The following is a 25,133-nucleotide window of genomic DNA, read 5'->3' as shown; positions in this document are numbered from 1 at the left end:
TTTATCATATAAAACTATAATATATTATTATAGAACAACCCGTTTAAGGATTCATTTTATGCTAAGTGAATTTTTTAAGTTTAGTAAGCATAAAACTTAAATTTTGTGATAGGTGTCTCAAATATAGTCCTTTTATCACTAAATATCAAATTCAAATGTACATAAAATTATCAGCAAAGACGGTTTAGGTTTATCACTGATGATGAATGCTTTCTCTTTAAATAATGATTTATCTTAAAAAACAGCAATTTTACATGGTCTGCTTTAATTTGTTGTAGACCTCTAAAAGTTTTTGATGCATCACAAATTGATCCATTGGATGATTATGCTCATTGCTAATCAAATCAGCGAGGCCAAAAAACTGTTTTTTGCCTGTTGCATATTGCCACATTTCGTCAACGCAAGTTTTTCCATACATTTTATTGAATGCATTTTGGTAATCACTAAATTGGTTTTCGCCTCGTTCAATAATAAAATTCACTAAGGTTTGCAAACAACGATAAGCATGGTTACGTTCAGGTGTAAAGATGGATTCGTTCATTTCAACCGTCCAATCGATCCACAATTTTGCTTGCGGTAAATCACCAGCGGCTAATGCCAGCATAGCTTTTAATTCACCAATTCGTAAAGTCAGCCATGCATTATCTTTACCTGTTGCAATGCCAAGCAGTTCACGAACACGAGCAAAATCATCTAAACCTTCATCATCGAACTGTTCAATAATTGCCAGCAACTCTTTTGCTGTATGCTTTTGATGAGGAAGCGATAAGATCAAATCGCGTAAATGGATCGCCATATTATTGTTTGCGATCAATAGATCTTCAGGTGGATAGATTTCTGACATGCCGACAGCTAAAATACGGCAAGCATAAACCCCAAGATGTTGGTAATCCATGATCAGGACTTCAATTTGATGACGATTAAAAATTGCCATTAAATTGGCAAATTCTTGCTCTGTCGATCCTGAAAAATCCCAATCTACAAATTCATAATCCGGTTTTTCATTAAACAGATCCCACGAGATTAAGCCACTTGAATCAATAAAATGCGTTTCTAAGTTGCTTAAATCAGCAACATCATCATTATCAAAACTTGGTGGTGAAAACACATCCAAATCTTTAAGACTTCGGCCTTGTAAGAGTTCGGTAACGGTTCGCTCAAGAGCCACACCAAAATTAGGGTGTGCACCGAAAGAGGCATAACAAGTACCATTTTGAAGATTAAATAAAACAACACAAATAACGGGGAATTCGCCACCTAATGAGCCATCAAAGCAGTAAATCGGGAAGCCTTCGTTTTCTAGAGCGTCGATTGCAGCTAATACTGCTGGATAACGATTGAGTACTTCGACAGGTATGGTTGGCAGACTGATTGCCTCAGTAATAATTCTATTTTTAGTGTAACGTTCGAATATTTCTGACAAACCTTGTACTCGTGCTTCGTTTGGAGTATTGCCTGCTGACATTCCATTAGAAGCATATAAGTTAGCTATTAAGTTAACCGGTACATAGATGGTTTGACCATCGGATTGTTGTACAAACGGTAAAGCACAAATCCCACGTTCACCATTACTTGACTGTAAATCAATTAAATCGGTAGCAGTTAATTCATGATCCGGATCATAAAACTTGAGTAATTTTGGCGATAATAATCCTTTAGGTAAGCTATTATCTTTCGGTATCGTAAACCATTTTTCAGTTGGATAATGAACAAATTCACTATTGGCAGCTTTTTCACCTAAATAAAAATCAGAAAAAAAGTAATTGGTTGAAAGCCTTTCAAAATACTCACCAAGAGCAGAAGCTAATGCCGCTTTTTTGCTGGCGCCTTTACCGTTAGCAAAACAGAGTGGACATTTAGTATTTTGAATATGTACCGACCATACGTTAGGTACAGGATTAAGCCAAGATGCTTCTTTAACAACTAAGTCAAATTTTTCCAATTGTTGCTGAAAATAGTTAATCGAATCTTCAAGTGCTGCATCTTTACCGGGGATAAATGTTTTCATTAAAAAACCTTTTTAATATAGCTTGAACAATTTATTTGTCATTAAGTTCACTTAATGGCCATCTTGGTTTAACTTCTATTGCCAGATCAGCAAATTGTGAGGATTTAAGATGGATCATACCTGCATAAGCAATCATCGCACCATTATCTGTACAAAATTCTAATCTCGGATAATATACCTGCCCTTTTCGCTCAGCCATTAGTTGAGCTAATTTACGGCGTAACGTTTTATTGGCGCTAACACCACCAGCGATAACTAAACGATTAAAACCGGTGAGATCTAAAGCTCGACGTGATTTAATCAACAACGTATCGACTAATGCATCTTCAAATGCTCTAGCAATATCAGCTTTGCTTTGCTCGTCAAGATCTTGCCCTTGTTGATGAATAGTATTTGCTGCAGCCGTTTTTAGACCGGAAAAACTAAAATCTAAACCCGGTCTATCTGTCATCGGTCTTGGAAAATGAAAACGTGACGCATCACCTTGCTCAGCAAGTTTAGATAATTTAGCGCCACCAGGATAATCCAAACCTAATAATTTTGCTGTTTTGTCGAACGCTTCACCTGCGGCATCATCAATCGATTCGCCAAGTAACTCATATTCGCCAACACCAGTGACTTTAATTAATTGAGTATGACCACCGGATACGAGCAAAGCAACAAAAGGAAACTCAGGCGGATTATCTTCTAACATCGGCGCGAGTAAATGGCCTTCCATATGGTGCACCGCAACCGCAGGCACATTCCAAGCATAAGCAAGCGAGCGACCGATAGAAGCACCAACCATTAATGCACCAATTAACCCAGGCCCAGCGGTATAAGCCACGCCGTCAATATCACTGGGTTTTAAATTTGCTTCTTTCAATGCAGCTTGAATGAGCGGTACCGTCTTACGAATATGATCGCGCGAGGCGAGCTCAGGTACGACGCCACCGTAATCAGCATGTAATTTGATTTGTGAATAGAGTTGATTGGCGATAAGACCTTGTTTGTCATCATAAATAGCAATCCCCGTCTCATCGCACGAGGTTTCAATGCCTAAAATCTTCATTAATGTTTACTCATCAGATCAGAAATTTCGTCTTCACTCCAAAGATCTTGTTCAGAAAGTTCTTTATCAGCGATGCGATGTTCTTCTGTGGCCCAATCACCTAAATCAATCAATTGGCAACGTTTACTACAAAACGGACGATATGGACTTTTTTCAGACCATTCAACATCTTTTTGGCAGGTAGGACATTTTACAATGGTATTTTTATTCATTTAAACGCTCTTAAATTCTATTTGACTAACAACATGCAAGTTCAAATTCGATTGCATCAATATTGTTATTATCGCCAGCATAAAGGGGTAAAAAACGAATACTATAACGAGACATGTGACCGGATACTTGAGGATAAACATTTTTATCCAAAGCAACACGAATTCGAATCAAACTCACATCACCATTGGTTTCTTGGAAGAAATTGTTGGTACAAGTGAAAAGACTAAATTCGCCTAATTGTCGAATAAATTGTAAACAAGCTTTCAAAGGCTCATCAAGTACCGCAATATGTTTTAACCACTCATCAACTTGTGAATTGCGTTTTTCTTGTGTTTGATTTAACCATAAATGAAATGATGGTAAATCAAAACTACAACATCCACCTGGGATCATCAAACGCTGACGAATTGCCGTAATAAAACGGTCATCTTTCAAAGCTTGTCCTAAGCGTAAACTCGAATTAAACTTTGTTAAAAAAAGATCATATTTTTTAAGCATATCGCCAAGTAACTCTTTATCTACACCATCAAGTTCAATCCAAGATAGTATTTTCTGTTTTTGAGCTTCGATCTCTTTAATTAAATCGCCTTTAACATCATTACGCTCAACGATTTCTAATAATTCTGATAATGCATGAAAAAACAATAATGCATTATTTTGTGTGAAATGGCGATGTAAATGTAATTGTTTAAGTAAAAACTCGATCCGTAACCAAGTACGCATTCTTTCATTTAATGGATGTTCGAAAATTATGTTATTCATAGCTATTCTTAACTTTTAAGTTATGTAGATATTGCTTATGCAAGTTATCTACTTGAATTTTCAGTGACTCTAAATCACCATCATTCACAATAATATCATCGGCAAAGGCTAAACGATCGGTCAAACAAACCTGTGTTGCAATCATTTTTTTTGCCAATGACTCACTAATTCTATCTCGATTAATCAGGCGTTCTAATTGTAACGCTTCTGGAATATCAATCATCAAAACGCGATCAGCCAACTGGTGTAAATTGTTCTCAATTAATAAAGGCACCACCCATATCACATAAGGTTTGGTTTGCTGAGCAAACTGTTTTTGCATCTCTTGTGCAATAATCGGGTGCAATAAATTATTTAACCATAACCGTTCATGATCATTGTTAAAAATGATCTCTCTTAATTGGCTACGGTCTAATTCACCATTTTCTAACAAGATTTCTTGGCTAAAATGTTTAGTAATTTGCTCCAAAGCAGGCGTACCTACTTCAACCACTTGGCGAGCAATAATGTCAGCATCAATAATTGGAACGCCTAATTGAGCAAATAGATGGGCTATGGTACTTTTACCACTTGCAATGCCTCCACTAAGGGCAACAATATAAGACATAAATCAAATTCCAACTAAAATGACTATATTAAGGGATTATATCATACAACTGGGCAACAGAATATATAGCATCTATACCTAAAATAATTTTAATAATTGCCCGCAAAAGGTCCCACATAAAACATTTAAATCATCTCTGTCAGAATATCATCAATAACGCATTTTGATGAAAAAATGCCTCCATATTTTGTGATTTAGATCAAAAATAATACTTTTTGTGGATTTTTTAATGTCCAATATCAAAAAAATTAGATAAAACAGTTGTTTTGTTTGTATAGCTGTATATAATCACATGTATCTGTATATAAAAACAGGAATAAACCATGAGACCATTAACCGAACGCCAACAACAAATTTATGATTTAATTAAAGAAAACATCCAAACAACCGGTATGCCACCGACTCGAGCTGAAATTGCCCAAAAATTAGGATTCCGATCAGCCAATGCAGCTGAAGAACATTTAAAAGCATTAGCTAAAAAAGGGGCAATTGAGATGATTGCTGGATCATCTCGCGGAATTCGTTTATTACTTGAACAACCTGATGACGCATCCGACTTTGAAGGCATCCCTTTAATTGGTAAAGTAGCCGCTGGCTCACCAATTTTGGCACAAGAACATATCGAAAGCCATTATCAAATGTCACCAGCATTATTCAAACCACAAGCTGACTTTTTATTAAGAGTACAAGGCATGTCAATGAAGGATATTGGTATTTTAGATGGTGATTTACTTGCCGTTCACAAAACTCAAGATGTAAAAAACGGCCAAGTGGTTGTTGCGCGCATTGATGACGAAGTCACCGTAAAACGATTATCGCAAAAAGGAAGGCATGTAAAACTTCTTGCGGAAAATCCTGAATTTGCGCCAATCGATGTTGATTTAGAGCAACAAAATTTTGCCATTGAAGGTATCGCGGTTGGTATTATTCGTAATGGTTCATGGATGTAATCTTAAAGTTAGTATAAAATATCCAATAATTGTTGCTTAGGGGATAACAATATGTGGTTATTTTGGGTATATGAATTTTTAGGATTTGTTGGCGTTATATTATTAGTCTTCGCTTACTGTCGTATTCGTAAACAAGGTTTTTGGTCTTTTTTGTGGCACAATTTAAAATGGATTTCGATTGCCGTAGTTTGTGTTTGGTTACTAATAGCACTCATTTGTCGAAATGATTTATACAGCGCTGCAAAATGTTATTTCCGTGGTGAAAGTATGCACGCTAACACCAAATATTCTATCTTTTGGAGTGAGTGTCAAATCGAAACTTCAAACGGTAACTTTTTACCAATTGACCGCACCCGAGCACTGCCTGGTGCCAAAGATGGTGGTGATAGTCATGGTGACGGAGTGCCTGCTGATGATTTAATCATCAATTAAATTGGTTGATTCTAAAAACAGGCAATGCAAAACGTTGCCTGTTTTTTTATTTGGTAAAATTCTATTTGATTGGCTTTTTTATATCACTTTTTCATTAACCCGCATGTAAGCTAAGCAATGTTTTTCAAGTTGTTTAAAGCCAAAAATCAGAACAAAACTCACACACAAATAGATCACCGCTGTAATCCCAAAGGCATGAAATGGTTGATAGGTTTCAGCATAAATATCACGGGCAATCTTCATCACATCTTGAACCGTCACAGTAAAAGCTAATGCGGTTGAGTGCAACATAAAAATCACTTCATTGCTATAAGCAGGCAATGCAATTCGAAAAGCTCTTGGTAAAATAATATAGCGATACAATTGCCAGCGATTAAAACCAAGTGCGGTAGCGGCCTGAATTTCACCACTTGGTACATTACGAATCGCACCAGCAAAAACCTCAGTAGTGTACGCGCAAGTATTGAGTGTAAAAGCTAAAATAGTACAATTTAATCCACTTTGGAAAAAGTCACTTAAATACTTATGTTCGCTAACAAAACTTAATGTATATATGCCGGTATAGATAATCAATAACTGCACATAAAGTGGCGTCCCACGAAAAACATAAGTAAACAAATAAATCGGCCATTTAATGAAGACATGGTTAGCATTTCGCCCCACCGCTAACACTAACGCTAAAATCCCACCTAATGATACGGACAGAATCAAGATCCAAAGCGTCATTGCCAGACCTGTAATATGGTAGCCATCCGACCATAATAGAGCTTTCCAATAATCTTGAATGATTTCTAACATAATATGGCTCGATTATAATTTTGCTTTAGTGACACCGGCGGAATAATGTTTCTCAAGCCACCATAAAACAACATTAGATATAGAAGTAAAAAATAGATAAAACGCTCCGGCTAGTAAGGCAAAAAATAGCGGTTGATAGGTTGCCTCGCCAGCGGTTTTGGTTGCTTTTACTAGATCGAACAATCCTAATAATGATACAAGTGCCGTGGCTTTTAAAATGACTAACCAATTATTAGCAACTCCGGGAAGAGCATAACGCATCATCAATGGGAATCGCACATAGATAAAAACTTGACGCTTGTTTAAGCCTAATGCAGTAGCAGCATCAATTAATGTTTTGGGAACCGATTGAAAAGCACCGCGGAAGGTTTCGGTAAAATAAGCACCGTAGATAAATCCTAAGGTTATAATACCTGCCACAAAAGGATTGATTTCGATCATATCAGCTTCAAAAAAATCAGTAATGCTGTTTAACAAAAATTGCAAACCGAAAAAGATCAGCATCATCAACACTAAATCAGGCACACCGCGAATTAATGAGGTATAAGCCTGACAAAGTAGTTGCAAAATAGGCTTTTGAGATAATTTGCCAAGAGCACAAACTACCCCCATCATTATGGCAAGAATTAGCGAACAAATCGCTAATTCAATTGTAACTAGTGCACCTTGTAATATTAATGAACTATAGCCTTGCATATAATTTATTTTTTATTGCCATAAACGCTAAAATCAAAATACTTATCATTGATTTTCTTATAGGTGCCATCATTTAAAATTTCAACAAGTGCCTGATTAAACGCTTCACGAAGCTCATCATCCTTTTTACGGAATCCTAGCCCAACACCAACATCAAAATAGCCTTTATCACTAAGTACATCACCAGCGAACGCAAAGTCTTTACCTTGAGGCTGTTTTAAAAAGGCGTATCTACCAGTAATCTCATCTTGCAATGCCGCATCTAAACGCCCCGCTGCTAAATCCGAAAACACTTGTAACTGATTTTGATATGGCACAATCACTACACCATTTGGGCGCCACTTATCATTAGCAAAATGCTCTTGAGAAGTCCCCTGCTCAACGCCAACCCGCTTACCTTTTAATGACTCAATGGTTGGTAACAAATCAGAGCCTTTTTTTGCGATTAAGCGAGAATTAGTAATAAAAATTTCGTCGGAAAAAGCTATCTGTTTTTTACGTTTTTCCGTCATCATCAATGAAGAAGATATCATGTCGATTTTGCGTGACAATAAAGAGGGAATTAACGCATCAAAATCAGTAGTTTGAAACTCACATTTGATCTTGGCTTTTTCACAAAGTGCTTTGGTGATTTCGATATTAAAGCCACTGATTTCACCATTTTTATCAATAAAATCAAACGGCGCGTAGGATGTATCCGACCCAATTTTAATCGATTCAGGCACTTTGGCTTGAATTGTCCAAGCACAACTTAACAACATCGCTATCGAGGCAATTTTAAATAGACGCTTCATGATTTAATCCTATAAAATTTTTGAACGCATAATATAGCGTGTTATTAAATGAATTAATAATAAAAAAAAATTATCAACATGCGGGTGAAAATTGAGTAAAAGTTATAATTAACATTGTTAAAAGGCGAATTTTTAGGCCTCAAAAACCCCGTTCCTCAACTTTTTTTGGCTTAAAAAGTATGCCATTCAATACTTTTAAGTCTGATTTGATATTAATAAATTTACTTTCGCTAATTATATAGTATGCTTTGCATTATGATGTTAACTCATTTCAAACACTAAATAACGTGCATTCTTTTATCTTATCTTTGCGTAAAGTTTTTTATAGCAGTAATTTGCTATTTAGTATTCGTATGCTGGTTAGTTTAACTGGCTCTACGCTCGTGCCTTGGTATTTTGGTTCAGTTTCGTTGGTGATTCCACTCACTTTAGGCGTGGTTGCCGCAGGCCTGACAGAGATTGATACCCGGTTGCTCAGTCGCTGTATTAATATTTTACTTACGTTAGTTTGTTTTGCGATTGCAACGTTTTCGGTCGAGTTGTTGTTTAATTTTCCTTTGTTATTTATTGTTGGATTAGTTAGCTCGACGTTTATGTTTATTATGCTTGGTACGCTTGGACAACGATATGGCGTGATTGCTTTTGGTTCGTTATTGATTGCTGCGTATACCATGCTGGGCCACAATCTGTTTGATGATAACTATACTCTGCCTTGCTTTCTACTATTGGGTGCACTTTGGTATAACATTGTTTCATTAATTGAATCTATAGTACAACCGATTCGTACAACTCAACAGACATTAGCAAATTGCTTCTTGAAATTATCACTTTATCTTGATGCCAAAGCAGCGATGTTTGATCCTGATGAAACTGATGGCTTTAGACGACAAACGCTTGAATTAACAGAATGCAACACTCAAGTGATTAATGCGTTTAATGATACCAAGCGTTCGCTATTTAATCGTTTAAAAGGCTTTCGTGGGCAATCTTATATTAGAAAGATGCTTAGTTATTATTTTGTTGCCCAAGATATTCACGAACGAGCAAGCTCCTCTCATGGTGATTATCAAGCACTCAGTGAACACTTTAAGCATAGCGATCTGTTATTTCGTTTTGCAAGAATTTTGAATTTACAAGCTAAAGCTTGTGCCAAATTGGCGGTATCGATTAAATTAAATCAAACTTATCACCATGATCCGCTGTTTGCTCGTTATTTTGCTTATTTAGAAGAGGCAATCGTCCAATATCAACAGCATCCTAATGCCAATATGTTATTTATTAAATCGTTGCAAAATCTCTATCAAAATTTGCAAGCCATCGATTTATTATTGGCCAATATTGATACCGAGCAACACTTATCTAAGATACAAGAAGATAATCAGTTGATTGATGAGGAACTAACTCGCTTTCATGATATATTTTCACGAATTAAGCAAAATTTAACTTTGAAATCATCATTATTTCGTCATGCTATTCGTATGAGTCTAGTGCTTTTTGTGGGTTATATGGTGATTTTCTTTTCTCATCTTTCACATGGCTATTGGATTATTTTAACCAGTTTATTTGTTTGCCAACCTAACTATTCCACCACTAAATACCGCTTAAAATTGCGAGTAATCGGGACAATTTTAGGGATCATCATCGGGATTCCGTTAACCTATTTATTTCCAAGTATTGAAGCACAATTAGTGTTGATTATTTTGACCGGCTGGTTATTTTTTCTATTTAAGAATTCGCAATATGCCTATGCGACTGCTTTCATTACTTTATTAGTATTTTTTAGTTTTAGCTTGATCGGTGAAAGTAGTATTTCGGTGGCAATATCACGTATTATAGCAACGTTAATTGGATGCTTTATTGCATGGTTTGCGGTCAGTTTTATCTGGCCTGATTGGAAGTTTAGAAACTTACCTAAATTACTTGATCGAGTCTGTCATGATGATAGTCACTATTTGGCGCTAATTGGTAGTCAATACGTATCAGGTAAAACTAATGATCCTAAATACCGTGTTGCACGGCGAGCTGCACATGATAGTAACGCCGATTTATCTTCACTTATCAGCTTAATGACCAAAGAGCCTCATGTAAAACCCGATCTGATTGAGCAAGGTTTCCGATTATTGACACTTAATCATACATTTATCAGTTACTTATCAACCTTAGGGGCGCATCGTGATAAAAACATCTCGCCCCACACGCTTGAACTATTTGATGATGTTTCGCTTTATATTATTACCATTTTGAGCAATAAGAAGATCGACTCTGAATATCTTCCTTTAAAGAAAATGGTGGATGATCATCTTGAGATTGTGTCCGATGATGATAAAGATAATGATTTGCTGGTCATGCAACAGTTAGCTTTGATTTTGGATATTCTTCCGGAAATCATCGATTTAATTACCTCAATTGAAGAAAAATCTAATTGACCAGCATGCTTATTAATTTAACTTCGTTATTTGATAAATGGGTTTTGTTCACCAATGTAGACTAAGGGTTGTTCGAAGTTGTTAACTTTATCTGCATCAATTTCAAAACCATATAAATAATCTGATTCGAAATATGGACCTTGGTTTTGATTCGGTTTAATCACCGCTGATATTTTGAGATCTTTAATATCAAATGATACTGATTGCTTAGTGGCTTTGTCATAAATAAATATTGACGAATTTGGTAAACCTATTTTGCCAAGAAAAATGTCGTGGTATCTGCCGTCAATTGAATAATAGGGTTTTGAATATTGCGCATTGACAGGATCTGAGTGAGTTCGTTCTTCATCTGGTATCAAAAAGAAAGCCTCAATTGATTTATCGCCATGAGCAAGTAAATCATCTGTCACAGAAACGAATGCAAATCGCTTTTTATCTTTTATATAATCAATAAACGTTAGTTGATGAAGATTTACTTTTTCAGTTGATGGTGAATGATTCACTGTTTTTGGATGCACTGATGTTTGAGAATAAGCACCAAAGCTTAGTAAAGAAATAATAGATACAATTAGTATTTTTTTCATTGTTTACCTACTCCTTAAGTACATATTCTCAAGCTGAATTTTATCTTGTTCTATAATCTTAATGTCGATTATCACATTTTATCATTAAACTTTTATATGATGGATCAATATAATCAATATATGGACACATAAATGTTATTGATTCAAATCCAAATATCACTGAAGGTTGATTTTTAAACAATTCGCCAGCCCATTGGTCTTTATAAATTTCATTAAAATCTGTGTCAGTTAAATTTGCTATACTAGAACTTTCACTATTAGTGAATTCCATATTAGTTAAAATGTTTTTTTTATTATCAAGTATTAACAATTGTCTATGATAGGGCTCAATAAAGTTTTCATGCTTAATTATTTCGTCTTGAACATAGTAATTTAATCCTTTCGCTTTAGCTAAATAGCTTAGAGTAATGCTATTTTGAACAGATTTATCGTTATTTTTCGAGACATTTGGAAAATCTTCATTGTCAATTCTTCGCCAGTCTAATCGTGTTAGTTGTTGCATAGTAAACGGATTTTTCTTACCGATATAAACAAATGTATTATGAGGGTTTAAATTGGATAATTGCTTAGGGTTCAGTTTAAAACCAAATTGATAATTATGCTGATCATGATGTGGAGACTCACCAATACTATAAATATTTATGATTGCAAAAGCTTCTAATTTGCGAATAGGATAAGTAATTAGTCGATTATGTTCGTAATCATAAAGATAGAAATTATCGTCTTCAGATATTCCAGCTTCTTTCAAAAAACGTTGTCGATAGATTTTTGTTAATTTATAGCTATCTTTCTTATAATTACCTATTTCATCTGGAATTAAGTTTGGAATAATTCGTACCTTTCCATTTTCATCATTTGGGTCAAAGTTAATTTTTTCTGATACTGAAGTAAAATAGAAAATTGGTTTATCTTTTTCCTCAACGGTAAAAATATCTAACTTATTTAGAGTTTTATCTGAATGATTTTGTATTTCCTCGTTAGCATTTACAAAACAACTCAGTAATAATAATATTAATAACTTTATTTTCATTGTTTTCACTTTTCTTGCTCTTTTAACCAAGCTATTTCTTGTTTCCAAAGATCCGGATCGACAGTTTCGAGAATGAGAGGGATTTCATCGATTCGCGAGTCTTGCATGATAAATTTAAATGCCGTTTCGCCGATGGTTCCTTTGCCTAAGCTATCATGACGATCAACATGGCTTGCCAATTCACTTTTAGCATCGTTTAAGTGCATACCTCGTAAGTATTTAAAGCCAACAATTTTTTCAAATTCGTCAAAGGTCTCTTTGCAGGCTTTTTCAGTGCGTAAGTCATAACCGGCAGCAAAGGCATGACAGGTATCTATACAGACTCCAACACGACTTTTATCTTCTATTTTGTCAATAATTTGTGCAAGATGTTCAAATTTATAACCGAGATTAGACCCTTGCCCTGCGGTGTTTTCTATCACTGCGACAACATTTTTAGTTTTATCTAAAGTGATATTTATCGATTCGGAAATACGCGCCAAACATTCATCCACCGAAATTTTTTGTAGGTGACTACCAGGATGAAAGTTGAGTAAAGTTAACCCTAGCTGTTCACAGCGTTGCATTTCGTCTAAAAAAGCTGTTCGGGATTTATCGAGTTGCTCACTATCAGGGCTACCTAAATTGATAAGGTAACTATCATGCGGTAGGATTTGTTTACTAGTAAATCCATATCGTTCACAGCGTTTTTTGAAACTATCAATCACTGCTGATTCAAGCGGTTTTGCATGCCACTGGCGCTGATTTTTAGTAAATAATGCAAAAGCCGTTGCACCAATTTGATAAGCATTAATTGGAGCATTATCGACACCACCAGAAGCACTCACATGAGCACCAATATATTTCATAATTTTTTCCTAGTTTGAGCCACTGTTTCGTTGAAGTTGGTCACGTAAATTAGGTGGAACACCTTTAATCACAAGTGAGTCAGTTTGTGGGTCCCATTTGATTCGTTCACCTAATAGATCAGAATCAAAGCTTAAGGTTAATCCACCTCCGCTACCAGAGAATTTTTTAAGTTGGCGTAGTGCACTACGATCAACGGGGAAAGTGTCCTCCAGATCATATTCACTATTTTTGACAAATTCCATAAAATTATTCTCGTCAGTCGCTGGCAATTCGTTAGCAAGATTTTTCAGTTCAATCTCTTCACCTGCTTGTAATTGCGCTTGGCAATAATTATAAACATTTTCACGCGCATTATTCTTGTTGTCAAATTGCATTTCTTGGCAATAGTCATCAACCGCTTTAACAAGTGTTTTATTTTGCGCTTTAGCATCTAATCCTTCACTCGCACCTAAATAATCCATAAAGAAGTCAGAAACCTTACGCCCTACTCGTCCTTTTAGGAAAGTTAGGTAACGTTTTGAGTCAGGAGCCGTTTCCCATTCGGTTATATCTATACGAGCAATGATGTCGGCATGGTCAATATCTAAATACTGGGTTTCTGATATATTGAGTTGTTCGTTGACTAACATACTTAAACAGCTATTTAATACAGCAATAATAAGGTACTCAACAGCTAGATATCGATAATGGCAAAAAATAACGGTGCCACCTTCAGCAAATGGATATTTGGCCAGTTCATTACGTAATTGTTTGGTAGATTCTTGGCTAAAATTGAGGAAGTCTTGATTACCTAAACGTAATTCTTTAAGCGACTGTTCAAAAAGGCTTTCACTATTAAATAGTCCATAAGCTTTACTTTTGTTGTTATAAACGCGGTTTATATCTTCAATCAAGTTGGTTACCGCTTGTTCATTGTTCAGTAGTGAGTCACGAAGTTGTAATTCGATTTCCGTATCGCTTTTTCTTATTAATTTATGTAAAACAACGTTTTCTATTTGTACACTCATGAAAATTCCTATTACGCTAGACGATTTGATAATCGACTATTTTATCAAAGCACTAAAAAAGTGCTATCATCAATTTTTATCTCTGTTAAACTAGTTATGATTATTCAAGTCAATTTTATACTTTTACGTATATTCTAAAATTCTTAGCAACTTTAACTTTTTTTCAATGTGAATAAAAATGACAAACTCACGCGATATTTATGATGATTTTAAACATAAAAAAATTAGCCTAATATTTTGGCAATATGCGCTACCATCAATTATTGGGACAACAGTAAATACGCTTTACAATATTATTGATGGAATTTTTATTGGTCATTGGATCGGTCGCGAAGCGTTAAGTGGCGCTGGTATTATTTTGCCTGTGATGAATCTTGCTGCCGGCATTGGTATGTTGGTTGGTATTGGTTCGGCAAGCCGTATTTCGATATTTTTGGGTCGAGGCGAGATTGATAAAGCCGAAAGAGTAGCAGGCACATCGTTTATGTTAACTGCCGTGCTAAGCGGTATTACTTTAGCATTATTACTTTATTTTATTGATCCGGTTTTACACTTTATCGGTTCAAGCCCCACTAATCATATTTATGCACGGGAATTTTTAGAGGTATTTTTACCGGGTAGTATTTTTATCACACTAACATTTAATTACAACAACATGATGCGCGCCAGTGGTTATCCTTTCAAAGCCATGGTAACGATGTTTATCAGTGTGATTGCTAATATTATTCTCGCACCAATTTTCATTATTGCTTTAGGTTGGGGAATGCGTGGCGCAGCGTTTGCAACTACGTTATCGATGTTTATTAGCTTTTTGTTTGTAATGCAACACTTTATCAGCAAAAACAGCAATATTAAATTATATCGTCGCAACTTCAAGCTCGATTTTACTTATGTTAAATCTATTTTATCGATTGGTATGTCACCGTTTGCTATGCAGGTGGCTGCGTCGGTTGTTGTGGTATTTATCAACTGGCAGTTAACCCATTATGCACCAATATCACATGTTTCAAGTGATGATGCAATTGCCGGCTATTCTAACGCTAACCGATTAATTACACTGATTATTATGATTGTTATTGGCGTAAACCAAGGTATGCAACCGATTATTGGTTATAACTACGGTTCCAAAAATTATGCTCGGGTTAAGGAAACGTTTATTTATGCGGTTAAAATTGCCACCGTCATTACTAGCGTTGGTTTTATATTAGGTTGTTTTATTCCTGATGTGCTGGTTAGAGCATTTAGTTCTGATGTTGATTTAGTAGCAATATCTGCAATTGCACTGCGTTATACTACGTTTTCTTTTGCGTTTGTCGGCTTCCAAATGGTAACTACCAGTTTCTTCCAATGTATTGGTATGGCAAAAGTTTCTATTTTGTTAAGTCTTTCAAGACAAATTTTAATCTTGTTACCAACACTTTATATTCTTCCATTATTCTTTGATTTAGATGGTGTATGGGCAGCATCACCAACTGCTGATTTGTTATCGACAGGAACGGCTTATATCGTACTTTATTGCTATTTTAGATCGATCAAAAATAGAGATTGTCCACGAAAGCGGTAGATTTTTTTCAAATAAAATAAGTTAGGAAATAATAATATGGTTATAAACAATAAAAGCATTAAATAAAAGTAAAAACTCAGTTAAAAAATTACTATTTCCTAATAAGATAATTGTTTTGTGTCAATATAAAGATACTCTTGCCTATAAAAAGCAGTACATTTAGTACTGCTGCTTATTTAGGAAGTTATTTTAAAATTTATTAGAATGAATAATTTATACCTAGTTGTCCTCCTATACGTGAATATTTATTAGAACCAAATCTGCTATCGAGTTGAGCATAACCACTAAGTGAATTTGTGAAATTACCATTCACACCCACTTTGACCTCTGCAAAATTTTTGCCTAGATCAGATTCAACATTTTTACCTTTCACTTTAGCTTCTGGTGATGATGAATCGTAAAGCCAGTTTGCTTCAATAAATGGTAATACACCATATCCTGATTTAGTGCTTTGACCGTAGTAACGAGCACCTAAGCGTACTTGTGCACCATCAGCACTGATGTTATCCACATCACCTGCACGGCCAAAAGTAAATTTATCGCTGTCTAACCAGGTATATCCAACTTGGGCATGAGGTTCAATTAACCAATTTCTTTCATCACCTTCAAGCACAACCATTCCATATCCTACTTCAGCAGATAAACTTACTGCATCGCCGTCATATTTACTTGAATAGTTTCTTAAATTTGATAAATGAACCGAGCTTTTGTGTTTGAACCAACTATATTGTGCCCAGGTATCAACATAAAGACCTTCGCCATCGGTTTGTGCATTCCAATTACCGTATACACCTAAGTTATACCCTGTAACACTGCCATCACCTTTACGTCGAGAATGTTTTTGTTTAGTATCGATTGTACTGTGACCGTATCCGCCATAAACCCCAGCTTTGAATTGGTCTACATTCAATACATCTACACCCATTTCAATCATTGATGTTTTCATGTCTAATGACTGTTTGCCATTAAACAAATCGGTTTTGGTTCGGTCATAGTTATAACGCATCCAAACATTAGAATCTGGAACATAAATCGAAGTATCTCGATCGTGGGCACTATGACGGAACATATTTAATGCAGCTAGCTGATTACCAAATATAGAAGCAACGACTGGAGAATTAGTTACACTTGATAAAACATTAGTATATTCAATAGTTAATTTACCATCTTTATCTCGTCCAATGGTGTAATCAAATTCACTGTCAGCTTTTTCGACTACATTCCATTTACCGCTATCTGTACCACCAACCTCAATAACATTAATGGTTCCGTTATTAGCTTTACCATTACCAATTTCATTTATATCGATGTTAGTTGTACCAGTGATATTACCAGTGACAACCATTTTATCTGTCTTACCATTTTCGGTATCCATATAAATATTTAGTTTACCGTTATCTCCGTGGTAATCGCCATTGACTGTTAGTGTGGTATCAGGTGAGTTTTTACCTAAATCAATAGTACCCCCATTAACTACATTCCCAATAGTTTGGTTATGATCATTTAAATTAAGTGAACCACCTTTACCAATATTGTAATCAGAGTTAGGACTAAAGACATTTTCACCTTTTGCAGTCCATGACCCGCCAGTTATATTAGTTTTTCCGTCATAAGAGTGATGCCCACTAATTAAGTTATCACCAGAAGTTACATTCACATCACCTTTTCCAGCTATATCCCATGTTATATCGTAATCGGTGTTAGTATGATTAATATTTAATTTACCACCATCGTTTAATCCAACTTTTGATGTATCAATAATACCGGCTTTTTCAGCTGCTTTTCCAGCTTCTCCACCGATATTGACGACACCATTCTTATCAATTGTTATACCTAAATCTTCACCTGATTGGTCACCTTTTTGAGTTTTAACCACACCATCATTTGAAACAGTTAAACTTGAAGAATGATTACCGCCTTGATTGACAACAAGTTCAGTCATTACATTCAATTTAGAATCTTTACCGTCAACTAATACTTTACCATTTCTGATTGCTAACTTGTTGTATAGACCCCAGTCACCATCAGAAACATTCATGGCTCCGCCATTAGTTATATTGATTTCACCATAGCCAGTTTTATCCGCAGAAAGCGCTCCAACTCTCATACCACCGGTATTAAAAGCTGAACCTTTTCCACTAATATTAATAATACCCTTGCCGTTTTCATGACCAACAAATGTACCTCTAGTAGAATTGATAACACCGCCATCTAATACGTTAATAACTGCGTTACCATTAGCTGCAATATGCATATCTTGTGATTTAACTTGATTTAACGCACTACCTTTACCGGTTACAGTTAGATTTACATTTGAATTAACACCAGAAGCCACGCGCAGCGACGCCCAACCAGCATTAGTAAAAGTACCACCATTGGTAATAAGAACATTCGCGTTACCTTCAGCACCAAAATAAGGATCGCCAAAAGTATTAATAAGATGGCCGTTATCAAGTGTTAATTCACCTGTGCTTCCATCAACATGTCCCACCATGACTCGGCCCATTGATAACTTACCATTATCACTGATTGTTAAATGTCCATTTTGACCAATAAAATATTCATCTTTAGTCTCTTGTCCACTCGCTATTGTTCCTGTGTTATCTCCTTTGATAGTTTGATTTGTATCTATATTAACTCGAACCGCAGATGCATTACCTGCCATTAATACAGATAAAGCACTGGCTACAGTAGCACTAATTAATATTGATTTCGTTTTTTTCCCTCTTCCCTTGGCTAGTTCTGAAACCGCCAAGCTTATTCCTTTACTATTTTTTAAAACTTTGTAAATTTTGTTCATTTGTTAATTTTCCTTATTTTACAACATTAAACATTGCTTATAATTAATTAGCGATGTCTTAAATATTATTGATCGAAATAAACGATCAATCAATATTTAATCATTCGAAAATTTCTATTAAAAAATGTTTAAATTAATTAAAATAATCGATATGAATTGTTAAAAATAAGTTAATATAATGAAAATTAAGAGATTTTCTTCTTGTTAAATTTTGTTAAATATTTATAAAAATATTATTAATTTATTATTTTTCTCTTACTTTTATTTACAATTTAGAAGAAAAGGATCATTTTAAAAATGATCCTTTTTAGATCTTACTCAGATACATATTCAAATATAAGATTAATCTTTTAGTTTTGAGGGAGAAATAGATGATCCATTTTAAGTTTATGAAAGATCATTTTAAAAATGATCCTTTTTAGATCTTACTCGGATACATATTCAAGGATAAGATTAATCTTTTAGTTTTGAGGGAAAAATAGATGATCCATTTTAAGTTTATGAAAGATCATTTTAAAAATGATCTTTTTTAGATCTTACTCGGATACATATTCAAGGATAAGATTAATCTTTTAGTTTTGAGGGAAAAATAGATGATCCATTTTAAGTTTATGAAGGAATAATTTACAGAATTCTATTTTTTGTTACAAAAAAGTCTCAGCAGTTTTATTTCATCCAATAAAAAAGGGACATCTGTCCCTTTTTATCTTTCTTACCAATTTATATTTCTTTTTCAAATAATGCATCGGTTTTGTTATCAATATAGGCATCTTGGACTATAAATCCATCACTAACACCTTTTAATTCATACTCTTTTTTGTCTTTTTTCAATAATTTCTTCTCTATGGTAAGAATGCTTTTCTGACGACATTTTGGGCATTGGCAATATTGATATTCTAATACATCGATATTTCCTGCTGATTGATCGACTTGGTTAAGTATTCCTTTTGTATCAGTATAAAAAGTTGTTTGCGATAATACATCGGCATAACTACCAGTTAAATTAGCAGAAAGTTTAGTTTCTAGGCTTTCATTACTTGATGAAAAGAATTGATATTTTTTGTACCATACTTGGCAATCTTCACAATAATAATCATCAATATGAAATGAAACGATTAATGGATAAAAGAAAACAAGTAATTCAATTAAATAAACAACACCCAACATTAAACCAGAAATGTGACTTGTATTCGATTTTCTGGTGATGGATATTTCACGGTATGGAAGAATTTCATCAAACATGATGTCAACGACAGTGAATGGTGAAAAAAATAGTTTAATATAATCTGTAAAATCACCCGAAAAAAGACCTACTTCAAATCCACATACACTTGAGTAGTAAGCAAATAAACAGATAAAGAATGCCATAAAAAAATTAACCATGGTATTTCTTACTTTTGCTGCTTTTGCAAGAAATGAAGCAAGATAGGCTAACGTCAATCCCATTACAACGACTAAACCAATATCAATTATGACAAACGGAGAATAATAAGAGATGATTGAATAGATAATGCCCAAAGCAATTGCGACAAAAATACCTATTATAGTAAAGATAATGGTTAAAAGCGGATTAAATTTTTGTGACAACTGATAATGACTAACTGTAGAGCTCATTGTTTTATTCCTTATTATTCCTTAAAAAATATAATACTAATAAAAAAACTTCTAGCTATGTTTAAATGATAATTGTCAATTTTTGTTATTTTTTCCAATAACTAGGACTGAGTTATTAATTTGACTGGTCCATTTTAAACATGCCCTAAGAAAAGTAAAGTTTATTAGACTAGATAAAAGTAAAGATTTTTCTTTTTAATTAAAAATAATCTTTGAAAAAGCAATTCATAATATCTTGACATAAAAAAGGGGCATAGCGCCCCTATTGTTAATTTAATCTACATTGATTGTTTTTTAGAGTAAATAATAAATCAGTCTGTTAATCGATATAAACATTTAAGACTATATTGAGTGAAGTACTTTGCCGATGACAAAATACTTGCTCATTAAATTACTCGATATTTTGTACTTGCTCTCGAATCTGCTCAATCAATACTTTAAGTTCAATCGCACTTGCAGTTACATCCGCATTAATTGATTTTGAAGCGATGGTATTTGATTCACGATTAAATTCTTGCATCATAAAATCAAGTCGGCGCCCTACTGCTTCGTTTTTCTTTAAGATTGCATAAGTTTCTTTGACATGAGTCATTAATCGATCTAACTCTTCAGCCACATCAATTTTTTGTGCAACCATCACAATTTCTTGTTCAAGACGTGAGCTATCTAGTTCAATATTGGCTTCGTCTAGTTTGCTTTTTAAACGCTCTTTCTGCCAATCTAAGATTTGTGGCATCCAATCTCGAATTTTATTAACTTCGAGAGTTATTGCGTCTAAGCGTTGAGTAATTAATTCGCTTAAGGCTTTACCTTCACGTTCACGAACAGTGATAAATTCATCGATTGTCTTTTCAAGTAAAGCTAAAATTTCTTGCGAAATTGCATCTAAATTTTGTTCTTTACTCGACATCACTCCCGGCCAACGTAACACATCAAGCGGATTGATTGGACCGGTTTGGTATTCACGTTTAATCCAATCACCTGCATTTAATATCTGTTTAGCCAGCTCAATATTTAATGATAACTCTTGGTTCTGAGTAGCGGGATCAAGTTCGAAGCGTAAGTTACATTCAATCTTTCCGCGAGTTAATCGAGCACGAAGACGCTCACGAACGATCGGCTCAAGTGAGCGGAATTGTTCTGGTAAACGAATATAGGTTTCTAAGTAGCGTTGATTGACCGAACGCAACTCCCAAGACGCATTACCCCATGATTGGTTCAACTCTTTTCTCGCATACGCGGTCATACTAGAAATCATAATAGGTTCCTAAATTTATAAAAACTTAGTGTGCATTGTAACACAAATTCTGTATAATGTGCCCTTAGCTTAGGCTAAACATCGACGCTTTCTTGTTGATGTCCCCCTAAAAAATTAATTCGAAGATAAAATAAACTGCTGGAGAATTGCATGCGCCCGTCTGGTCGATCTGCGGAACAAGTCCGCCCAATCAAAATAACCCGTCATTACACTAAGCATGCAGAAGGTTCTGTATTAGTCGAATTTGGTGAAACAAAAGTACTTTGTAATGCAACAATTGATGAATCTGTACCCCGCTTTTTAAAAGGTCAAAATCAAGGTTGGATCACTGCTGAATATGGCATGTTACCTCGCGCAACAAATTCAAGAACACAACGAGAAGCTGCAAAAGGCAAACAAACTGGCCGAACAATGGAAATCCAACGCCTAATTGCCCGTTCACTGCGCGCGATGGTTGACCTTGAATTATTAGGTGAGTACACCATTACCTTAGATTGTGACGTTATTCAAGCCGATGGTGGCACAAGAACTGCATCGATTACCGGAGCTTGTGTTGCACTCGTTGATGCAATAAACACATTAATTTCTAATGGCAAAATCAAAGAAAATCCAATTAAATCTTTAGTGGCTGCCGTATCGGTAGGCATTGTAAACGGTGAAGCTCTATGCGACTTAGAATACATTGAAGATTCTAATGCTGAAACCGATATGAATGTCGTTATGACAGATGATGGTCGTATCATAGAGGTTCAAGGCACTGCCGAGGGTGAACCATTTAGTCATGAAGAATTATTAACCCTATTAGAACTAGCAAAAAATGGCATAAAAACTATTACAGAAGCACAAAAACAAGCTTTAAAAGATTAATTGGAGAGGATCGATGAAATCATATAAAAGTGAATTTATAGAATTTGCTTTAGATAGGCAAGCATTAAAATTTGGCGAGTTTACTTTAAAATCAGGTCGAAAAAGCCCTTACTTTTTTAATGCAGGACTATTTAATACCGGTAAAGATTTAGCGTTATTAGGTCGTTTTTATGCCGCTGCATTGATCGATGCAGATTTACAATATGATGTTATCTTTGGTCCAGCCTACAAAGGCATTCCAATCGTTTCATCAACAGTGGTTGCCCTATCTGAACACCACAATGTTGATGTTCCTTACTGCTTTAACCGAAAGGAAGCGAAAGACCATGGCGAAGGTGGTAATCTTGTAGGTAGTTCAATATATCAACAACGCGTTATGTTAGTTGATGATGTAATTACCGCTGGTACAGCAATTCGTGAATCAATGCGAATTTTGGAAGACAATCAATCTAAACTTGCTGGCGTATTGATTTGCTTAGATCGTCAAGAAAAAGGCCGAGGTGATTTATCTGCTATTCAAGAAATCAAACAGACTTATCATTGTGATGTAATTTCAATTATTACTTTAGATGATTTGATCCAATACCTCTACCAAGATCCATCACGAAAAGACCAAGTCACCCAAGTCGAAGCCTATCGTGCTGAATATGGAATAAAATAATAAAGCGTCGTAAGACGCTTTTTTATATTCATAAAGTTTTACAATTTTTTTACAACTTTCCAATTATATTAATTATAATCATCTTATCTTTCTACATTGAACCTACTTTACTAGCCCATTTCACTAGACTGAATAAAGGAAATAAAATGAAAAAAACCTTATTATTAATCCTATTAATGAATATGAGTACCATCTTTCCATCTCACGCCCAAAATAATGCGTTAAACGTTAGCAATAATTATTTAGAACTACAGCAATTAAAATATGGAAAGAACCTTATCCCTGTTGGAGAAATCACCTCCAAAATTACTGATAACATTATATTAAAACCCGATACAGTTGAATTTTATGTAACCTTAGAAACAGAGGGTGAAACACCAACGGAAGCTTCTAATCTTAATGTCGAAACAATGAAGAAGTTAAAAACTTATTTAAATACACTTAATATTACCGACGATAATTTAGTTACCACCGACTACAAAAACAGTGTTAGAACTGTGACGAAACCAGATAGTAAAAACAATACCACTTATGCAGCTATTCTTAATGTTGTATTAACGATTGATAATAATGATAGCTTCATCAATCTTAATAAAATACTTGATAAATATGGTATAAACAACATTTATCAGATTGACGATAAAAATTTGACTAACTACTATGAATTCTCCATTGCTACAACCAGTAATAGAGAAAGTAGAGCAAAGGATGATCTGTACAAAGACTTTAACAATATCGCTAACGAATTAAAAAAGATAGGCTTAACGAACGTATCAATTAAAAAATATATGGTACGCGAAATGGAGGCTAAAGAAATTGAAGAAAAACACTATTTCGTCAATAACACACTAAAAATAAAAATAAATAAATTAGATCTTATTGGTAAAATTATTGCTAAAGCGCAAGAATTAAAGATGCAAGTCAACAATAACATCTCTTATAGTGTTTCGCCTGAAGCAATTCAAGCTGCACTAAACGAGCATGAAACCCTTTTACTAAACAAATTAAGCGCTAAAGTTGAACGATTACTGGATAAACAGTATGTACTAGGCGCACCAATTACACTATCACTCGACTCAAGAGATTTTGATACATCATATTCATCATTTAACAACGCCAAAAGTCAAAAACGTTATCTAGGTATGGATAGAAGTGTTGATGATGCTATGGATGTAGATATCAATACCCCACCAGAATATGAAGTCACATTAACTTTATCAGGTACATTCGAAACACTTAAAAAAGTTGAACAAAAGTAGTAGCTGTTAAATTGATAAAATTTCATTTAGTTAGTAATTTATTTTATTAACTAAATGAAATACCTTCGACTATTTTGAATGACTTTGTACATAGAATTTTGCATTGTCGTAATGATAAATAATTCTTGAAAAATCGAAAGGTTCGCCTGCTGTAGTATAAAAAATCTCTTCAACACATAAAGCGGGATCGCCAGGTTTTAATCCTAAATAAGGGGCGATCTCCTCATCTAATTTTATCGCTTTGAAATATTTATCAGAAAAACCAATATTGATTTTACAAATCTCTTTAACGTAACTAAAAATTGAGTTTTCGGCAATTTCCCGATTAAGGTAAGAGATGATCTTTTTACGATAATAAGATTGCTCAAAACCATAAACCTTGCCTTCAACCAAACGTAATCGTTTTATATAATAGACTTCTTCACCATCTTCACACTGTAAGTTCTCTTTTACTTTGGCATTAGGCTGAATAACGTCAACATTAAATACTTGTGAAGCGCCGGGTAAATCATTTAGGTCAACACTAAAACCATGACTCTCTAAAAAATTCAGATAACCCCGTTTTTTGGGTTGCCTAACAAAAATTCCACTGCCTTGAATTTGATAGATCACACCGTGCCTTTCAAGGCGATTAAGTGCTTTGATAATGGTGGTACGACTAACTTGATATTGTTGAATTAACCCTTCGATATTAGGCAATTGTGTATCTTTAGGCAGATTTTGTTGATAAATCGACTGTTGAATTTTCTTTGCCACATCTTGGTATTTTAACATTAGTCGTTCTTTGATATTGGTATAAATGACTGACATTCTATACTTATCGTTAATTAAATAAATCAAAATTGCTTGAAAACGCGATCTAGATCACAAACAATAAAATTGGTCATTAACAATTTTCAATTT

23 protein-coding genes are annotated in these 25,133 nt (G+C 34.6%); 7 read left to right on the top strand and 16 right to left on the bottom strand.

From position 1 onward, the window contains the following. Positions 1-250: 250 nt before the first annotated feature. Genes ycaO through coaE form a run of 5 tightly spaced genes read right to left on the bottom strand, consistent with a single transcriptional unit; the run spans position 251 to position 4,641 of the window. Positions 251-2,008 carry a 30S ribosomal protein S12 methylthiotransferase accessory factor YcaO gene (gene ycaO / locus J3U00_RS02320; protein WP_267331388.1) on the bottom strand — a complete coding sequence of 586 codons (1,758 nt, stop codon included), beginning with the start codon at positions 2,006-2,008 and terminating at the stop codon, positions 251-253. 31 nt (positions 2,009-2,039) lie between these two features. After that, positions 2,040-3,059: a tRNA (adenosine(37)-N6)-threonylcarbamoyltransferase complex transferase subunit TsaD gene (gene tsaD / locus J3U00_RS02315; protein ID WP_065734516.1), complete on the bottom strand. Its 1,020-nt coding sequence runs from the start codon at positions 3,057-3,059 to the stop codon at positions 2,040-2,042. Then, complete coding sequence (gene yacG / locus J3U00_RS02310) at positions 3,059-3,271, bottom strand: DNA gyrase inhibitor YacG (RefSeq protein ID WP_065734517.1); 213 nt, start codon at positions 3,269-3,271, stop codon at positions 3,059-3,061. The genes tsaD and yacG overlap by 1 nt, the downstream gene beginning before the upstream one ends. A gap of 25 nt (positions 3,272-3,296) precedes the next feature. After that, positions 3,297-4,034 (bottom strand): cell division protein ZapD, encoded by a 738-nt coding sequence (gene zapD / locus J3U00_RS02305; protein WP_267331387.1) that lies wholly within the window; start codon positions 4,032-4,034, stop codon positions 3,297-3,299. Beyond that, positions 4,027-4,641, bottom strand: coding sequence for a dephospho-CoA kinase (coaE, locus tag J3U00_RS02300; RefSeq protein WP_267331386.1), 615 nt, complete (start codon positions 4,639-4,641; stop codon positions 4,027-4,029). The genes zapD and coaE overlap by 8 nt, the downstream gene beginning before the upstream one ends. Before the next feature lie 323 nt (positions 4,642-4,964). Here coaE and lexA point away from each other — a divergent pair, with 323 nt between their 5' ends. Then, entirely contained in the window at positions 4,965-5,591 is a 627-nt protein-coding gene (lexA, locus tag J3U00_RS02295) for a transcriptional repressor LexA (RefSeq protein ID WP_065734520.1), read from the top strand. A 51-nt stretch (positions 5,592-5,642) separates the two neighbouring features. Continuing rightward, positions 5,643-6,023, top strand: a complete 381-nt coding sequence (locus J3U00_RS02290; RefSeq protein ID WP_065734521.1) for a hypothetical protein — start codon at positions 5,643-5,645, stop codon at positions 6,021-6,023. Between the two features lie 78 nt (positions 6,024-6,101). On the opposite strand, the gene hisM is transcribed toward J3U00_RS02290, so the two are convergent. From hisM to J3U00_RS02275, 3 genes are read right to left on the bottom strand one after another with little or no spacing between them, the layout of a single operon-like run. Next, a complete protein-coding gene (gene hisM, locus J3U00_RS02285) occupies positions 6,102-6,821 on the bottom strand; it encodes a histidine ABC transporter permease HisM (protein ID WP_267331385.1) in 720 nt (239 codons plus the stop codon). Between the two features lie 12 nt (positions 6,822-6,833). Beyond that, on the bottom strand, positions 6,834-7,517 hold the full coding sequence (locus tag J3U00_RS02280) for an ABC transporter permease (protein WP_065734523.1): 684 nt from the start codon (positions 7,515-7,517) through the stop codon (positions 6,834-6,836). A 5-nt stretch (positions 7,518-7,522) separates the two neighbouring features. Then, positions 7,523-8,311 (bottom strand): lysine/arginine/ornithine ABC transporter substrate-binding protein, encoded by a 789-nt coding sequence (locus J3U00_RS02275; protein WP_267331384.1) that lies wholly within the window; start codon positions 8,309-8,311, stop codon positions 7,523-7,525. A 335-nt stretch (positions 8,312-8,646) separates the two neighbouring features. Here J3U00_RS02275 and yccS point away from each other — a divergent pair, with 335 nt between their 5' ends. Further along, positions 8,647-10,737 (top strand): YccS family putative transporter, encoded by a 2,091-nt coding sequence (yccS, locus tag J3U00_RS02270; RefSeq protein ID WP_267331383.1) that lies wholly within the window; start codon positions 8,647-8,649, stop codon positions 10,735-10,737. 26 nt (positions 10,738-10,763) lie between these two features. On the opposite strand, the gene J3U00_RS02265 is transcribed toward yccS, so the two are convergent. The 4 genes from J3U00_RS02265 to yejK are packed head-to-tail and all read right to left on the bottom strand — an operon-like array spanning position 10,764 to position 14,207. Next, positions 10,764-11,321 (bottom strand): hypothetical protein, encoded by a 558-nt coding sequence (locus J3U00_RS02265; protein WP_267331382.1) that lies wholly within the window; start codon positions 11,319-11,321, stop codon positions 10,764-10,766. 58 nt (positions 11,322-11,379) lie between these two features. Further along, complete coding sequence (locus tag J3U00_RS02260) at positions 11,380-12,351, bottom strand: hypothetical protein (protein ID WP_267331381.1); 972 nt, start codon at positions 12,349-12,351, stop codon at positions 11,380-11,382. A 5-nt stretch (positions 12,352-12,356) separates the two neighbouring features. Then, a complete protein-coding gene (gene nfo / locus J3U00_RS02255) occupies positions 12,357-13,199 on the bottom strand; it encodes a deoxyribonuclease IV (protein ID WP_065561737.1) in 843 nt (280 codons plus the stop codon). A 9-nt stretch (positions 13,200-13,208) separates the two neighbouring features. Beyond that, a complete protein-coding gene (gene yejK, locus J3U00_RS02250; RefSeq protein ID WP_065734527.1) occupies positions 13,209-14,207 on the bottom strand; it encodes a nucleoid-associated protein YejK in 999 nt (332 codons plus the stop codon). Between the two features lie 178 nt (positions 14,208-14,385). Here yejK and J3U00_RS02245 point away from each other — a divergent pair, with 178 nt between their 5' ends. Further along, complete coding sequence (locus J3U00_RS02245) at positions 14,386-15,771, top strand: MATE family efflux transporter (protein ID WP_267331380.1); 1,386 nt, start codon at positions 14,386-14,388, stop codon at positions 15,769-15,771. A gap of 199 nt (positions 15,772-15,970) precedes the next feature. On the opposite strand, the gene J3U00_RS02240 is transcribed toward J3U00_RS02245, so the two are convergent. The 3 genes from J3U00_RS02240 to J3U00_RS02230 form a co-directional block, all read right to left on the bottom strand. Beyond that, on the bottom strand, positions 15,971-18,571 hold the full coding sequence (locus tag J3U00_RS02240) for an autotransporter outer membrane beta-barrel domain-containing protein (protein ID WP_267331379.1): 2,601 nt from the start codon (positions 18,569-18,571) through the stop codon (positions 15,971-15,973). A 720-nt stretch (positions 18,572-19,291) separates the two neighbouring features. Next, positions 19,292-20,185: a hypothetical protein gene (locus tag J3U00_RS02235; RefSeq protein ID WP_267331378.1), complete on the bottom strand. Its 894-nt coding sequence runs from the start codon at positions 20,183-20,185 to the stop codon at positions 19,292-19,294. A 391-nt stretch (positions 20,186-20,576) separates the two neighbouring features. Next, positions 20,577-21,443: a YicC/YloC family endoribonuclease gene (locus J3U00_RS02230; protein WP_065734530.1), complete on the bottom strand. Its 867-nt coding sequence runs from the start codon at positions 21,441-21,443 to the stop codon at positions 20,577-20,579. Between the two features lie 150 nt (positions 21,444-21,593). Between J3U00_RS02230 and rph the strand changes: the two genes are divergently transcribed. The 3 genes from rph (at position 21,594) to J3U00_RS02215 (ending at position 24,230) form a co-directional block, all read left to right on the top strand. Beyond that, positions 21,594-22,310, top strand: coding sequence for a ribonuclease PH (gene rph, locus J3U00_RS02225; protein ID WP_065561744.1), 717 nt, complete (start codon positions 21,594-21,596; stop codon positions 22,308-22,310). 13 nt (positions 22,311-22,323) lie between these two features. Beyond that, the gene (gene pyrE, locus J3U00_RS02220; protein WP_065561745.1) at positions 22,324-22,971 is read left to right on the top strand and encodes an orotate phosphoribosyltransferase; all 648 of its coding nucleotides are present in this window, start codon (positions 22,324-22,326) and stop codon (positions 22,969-22,971) included. 146 nt (positions 22,972-23,117) lie between these two features. Then, positions 23,118-24,230, top strand: coding sequence for an SIMPL domain-containing protein (locus J3U00_RS02215; RefSeq protein WP_267331377.1), 1,113 nt, complete (start codon positions 23,118-23,120; stop codon positions 24,228-24,230). A 69-nt stretch (positions 24,231-24,299) separates the two neighbouring features. Here J3U00_RS02215 and J3U00_RS02210 read toward each other — a convergent pair whose 3' ends face one another. After that, complete coding sequence (locus tag J3U00_RS02210; protein WP_065734532.1) at positions 24,300-25,004, bottom strand: GntR family transcriptional regulator; 705 nt, start codon at positions 25,002-25,004, stop codon at positions 24,300-24,302. Positions 25,005-25,133: the final 129 nt, after the last annotated feature.

The sequence above is a fragment of the Gilliamella sp. B3127 genome (assembly GCF_026536935.1).
Taxonomy (GTDB): Bacteria; Pseudomonadota; Gammaproteobacteria; order Enterobacterales; family Orbaceae; genus Gilliamella; species Gilliamella apicola_E.
Note: the sequence above shows the minus strand (reverse complement) of the source record. Positions and strands in the feature narration are given on the sequence as shown.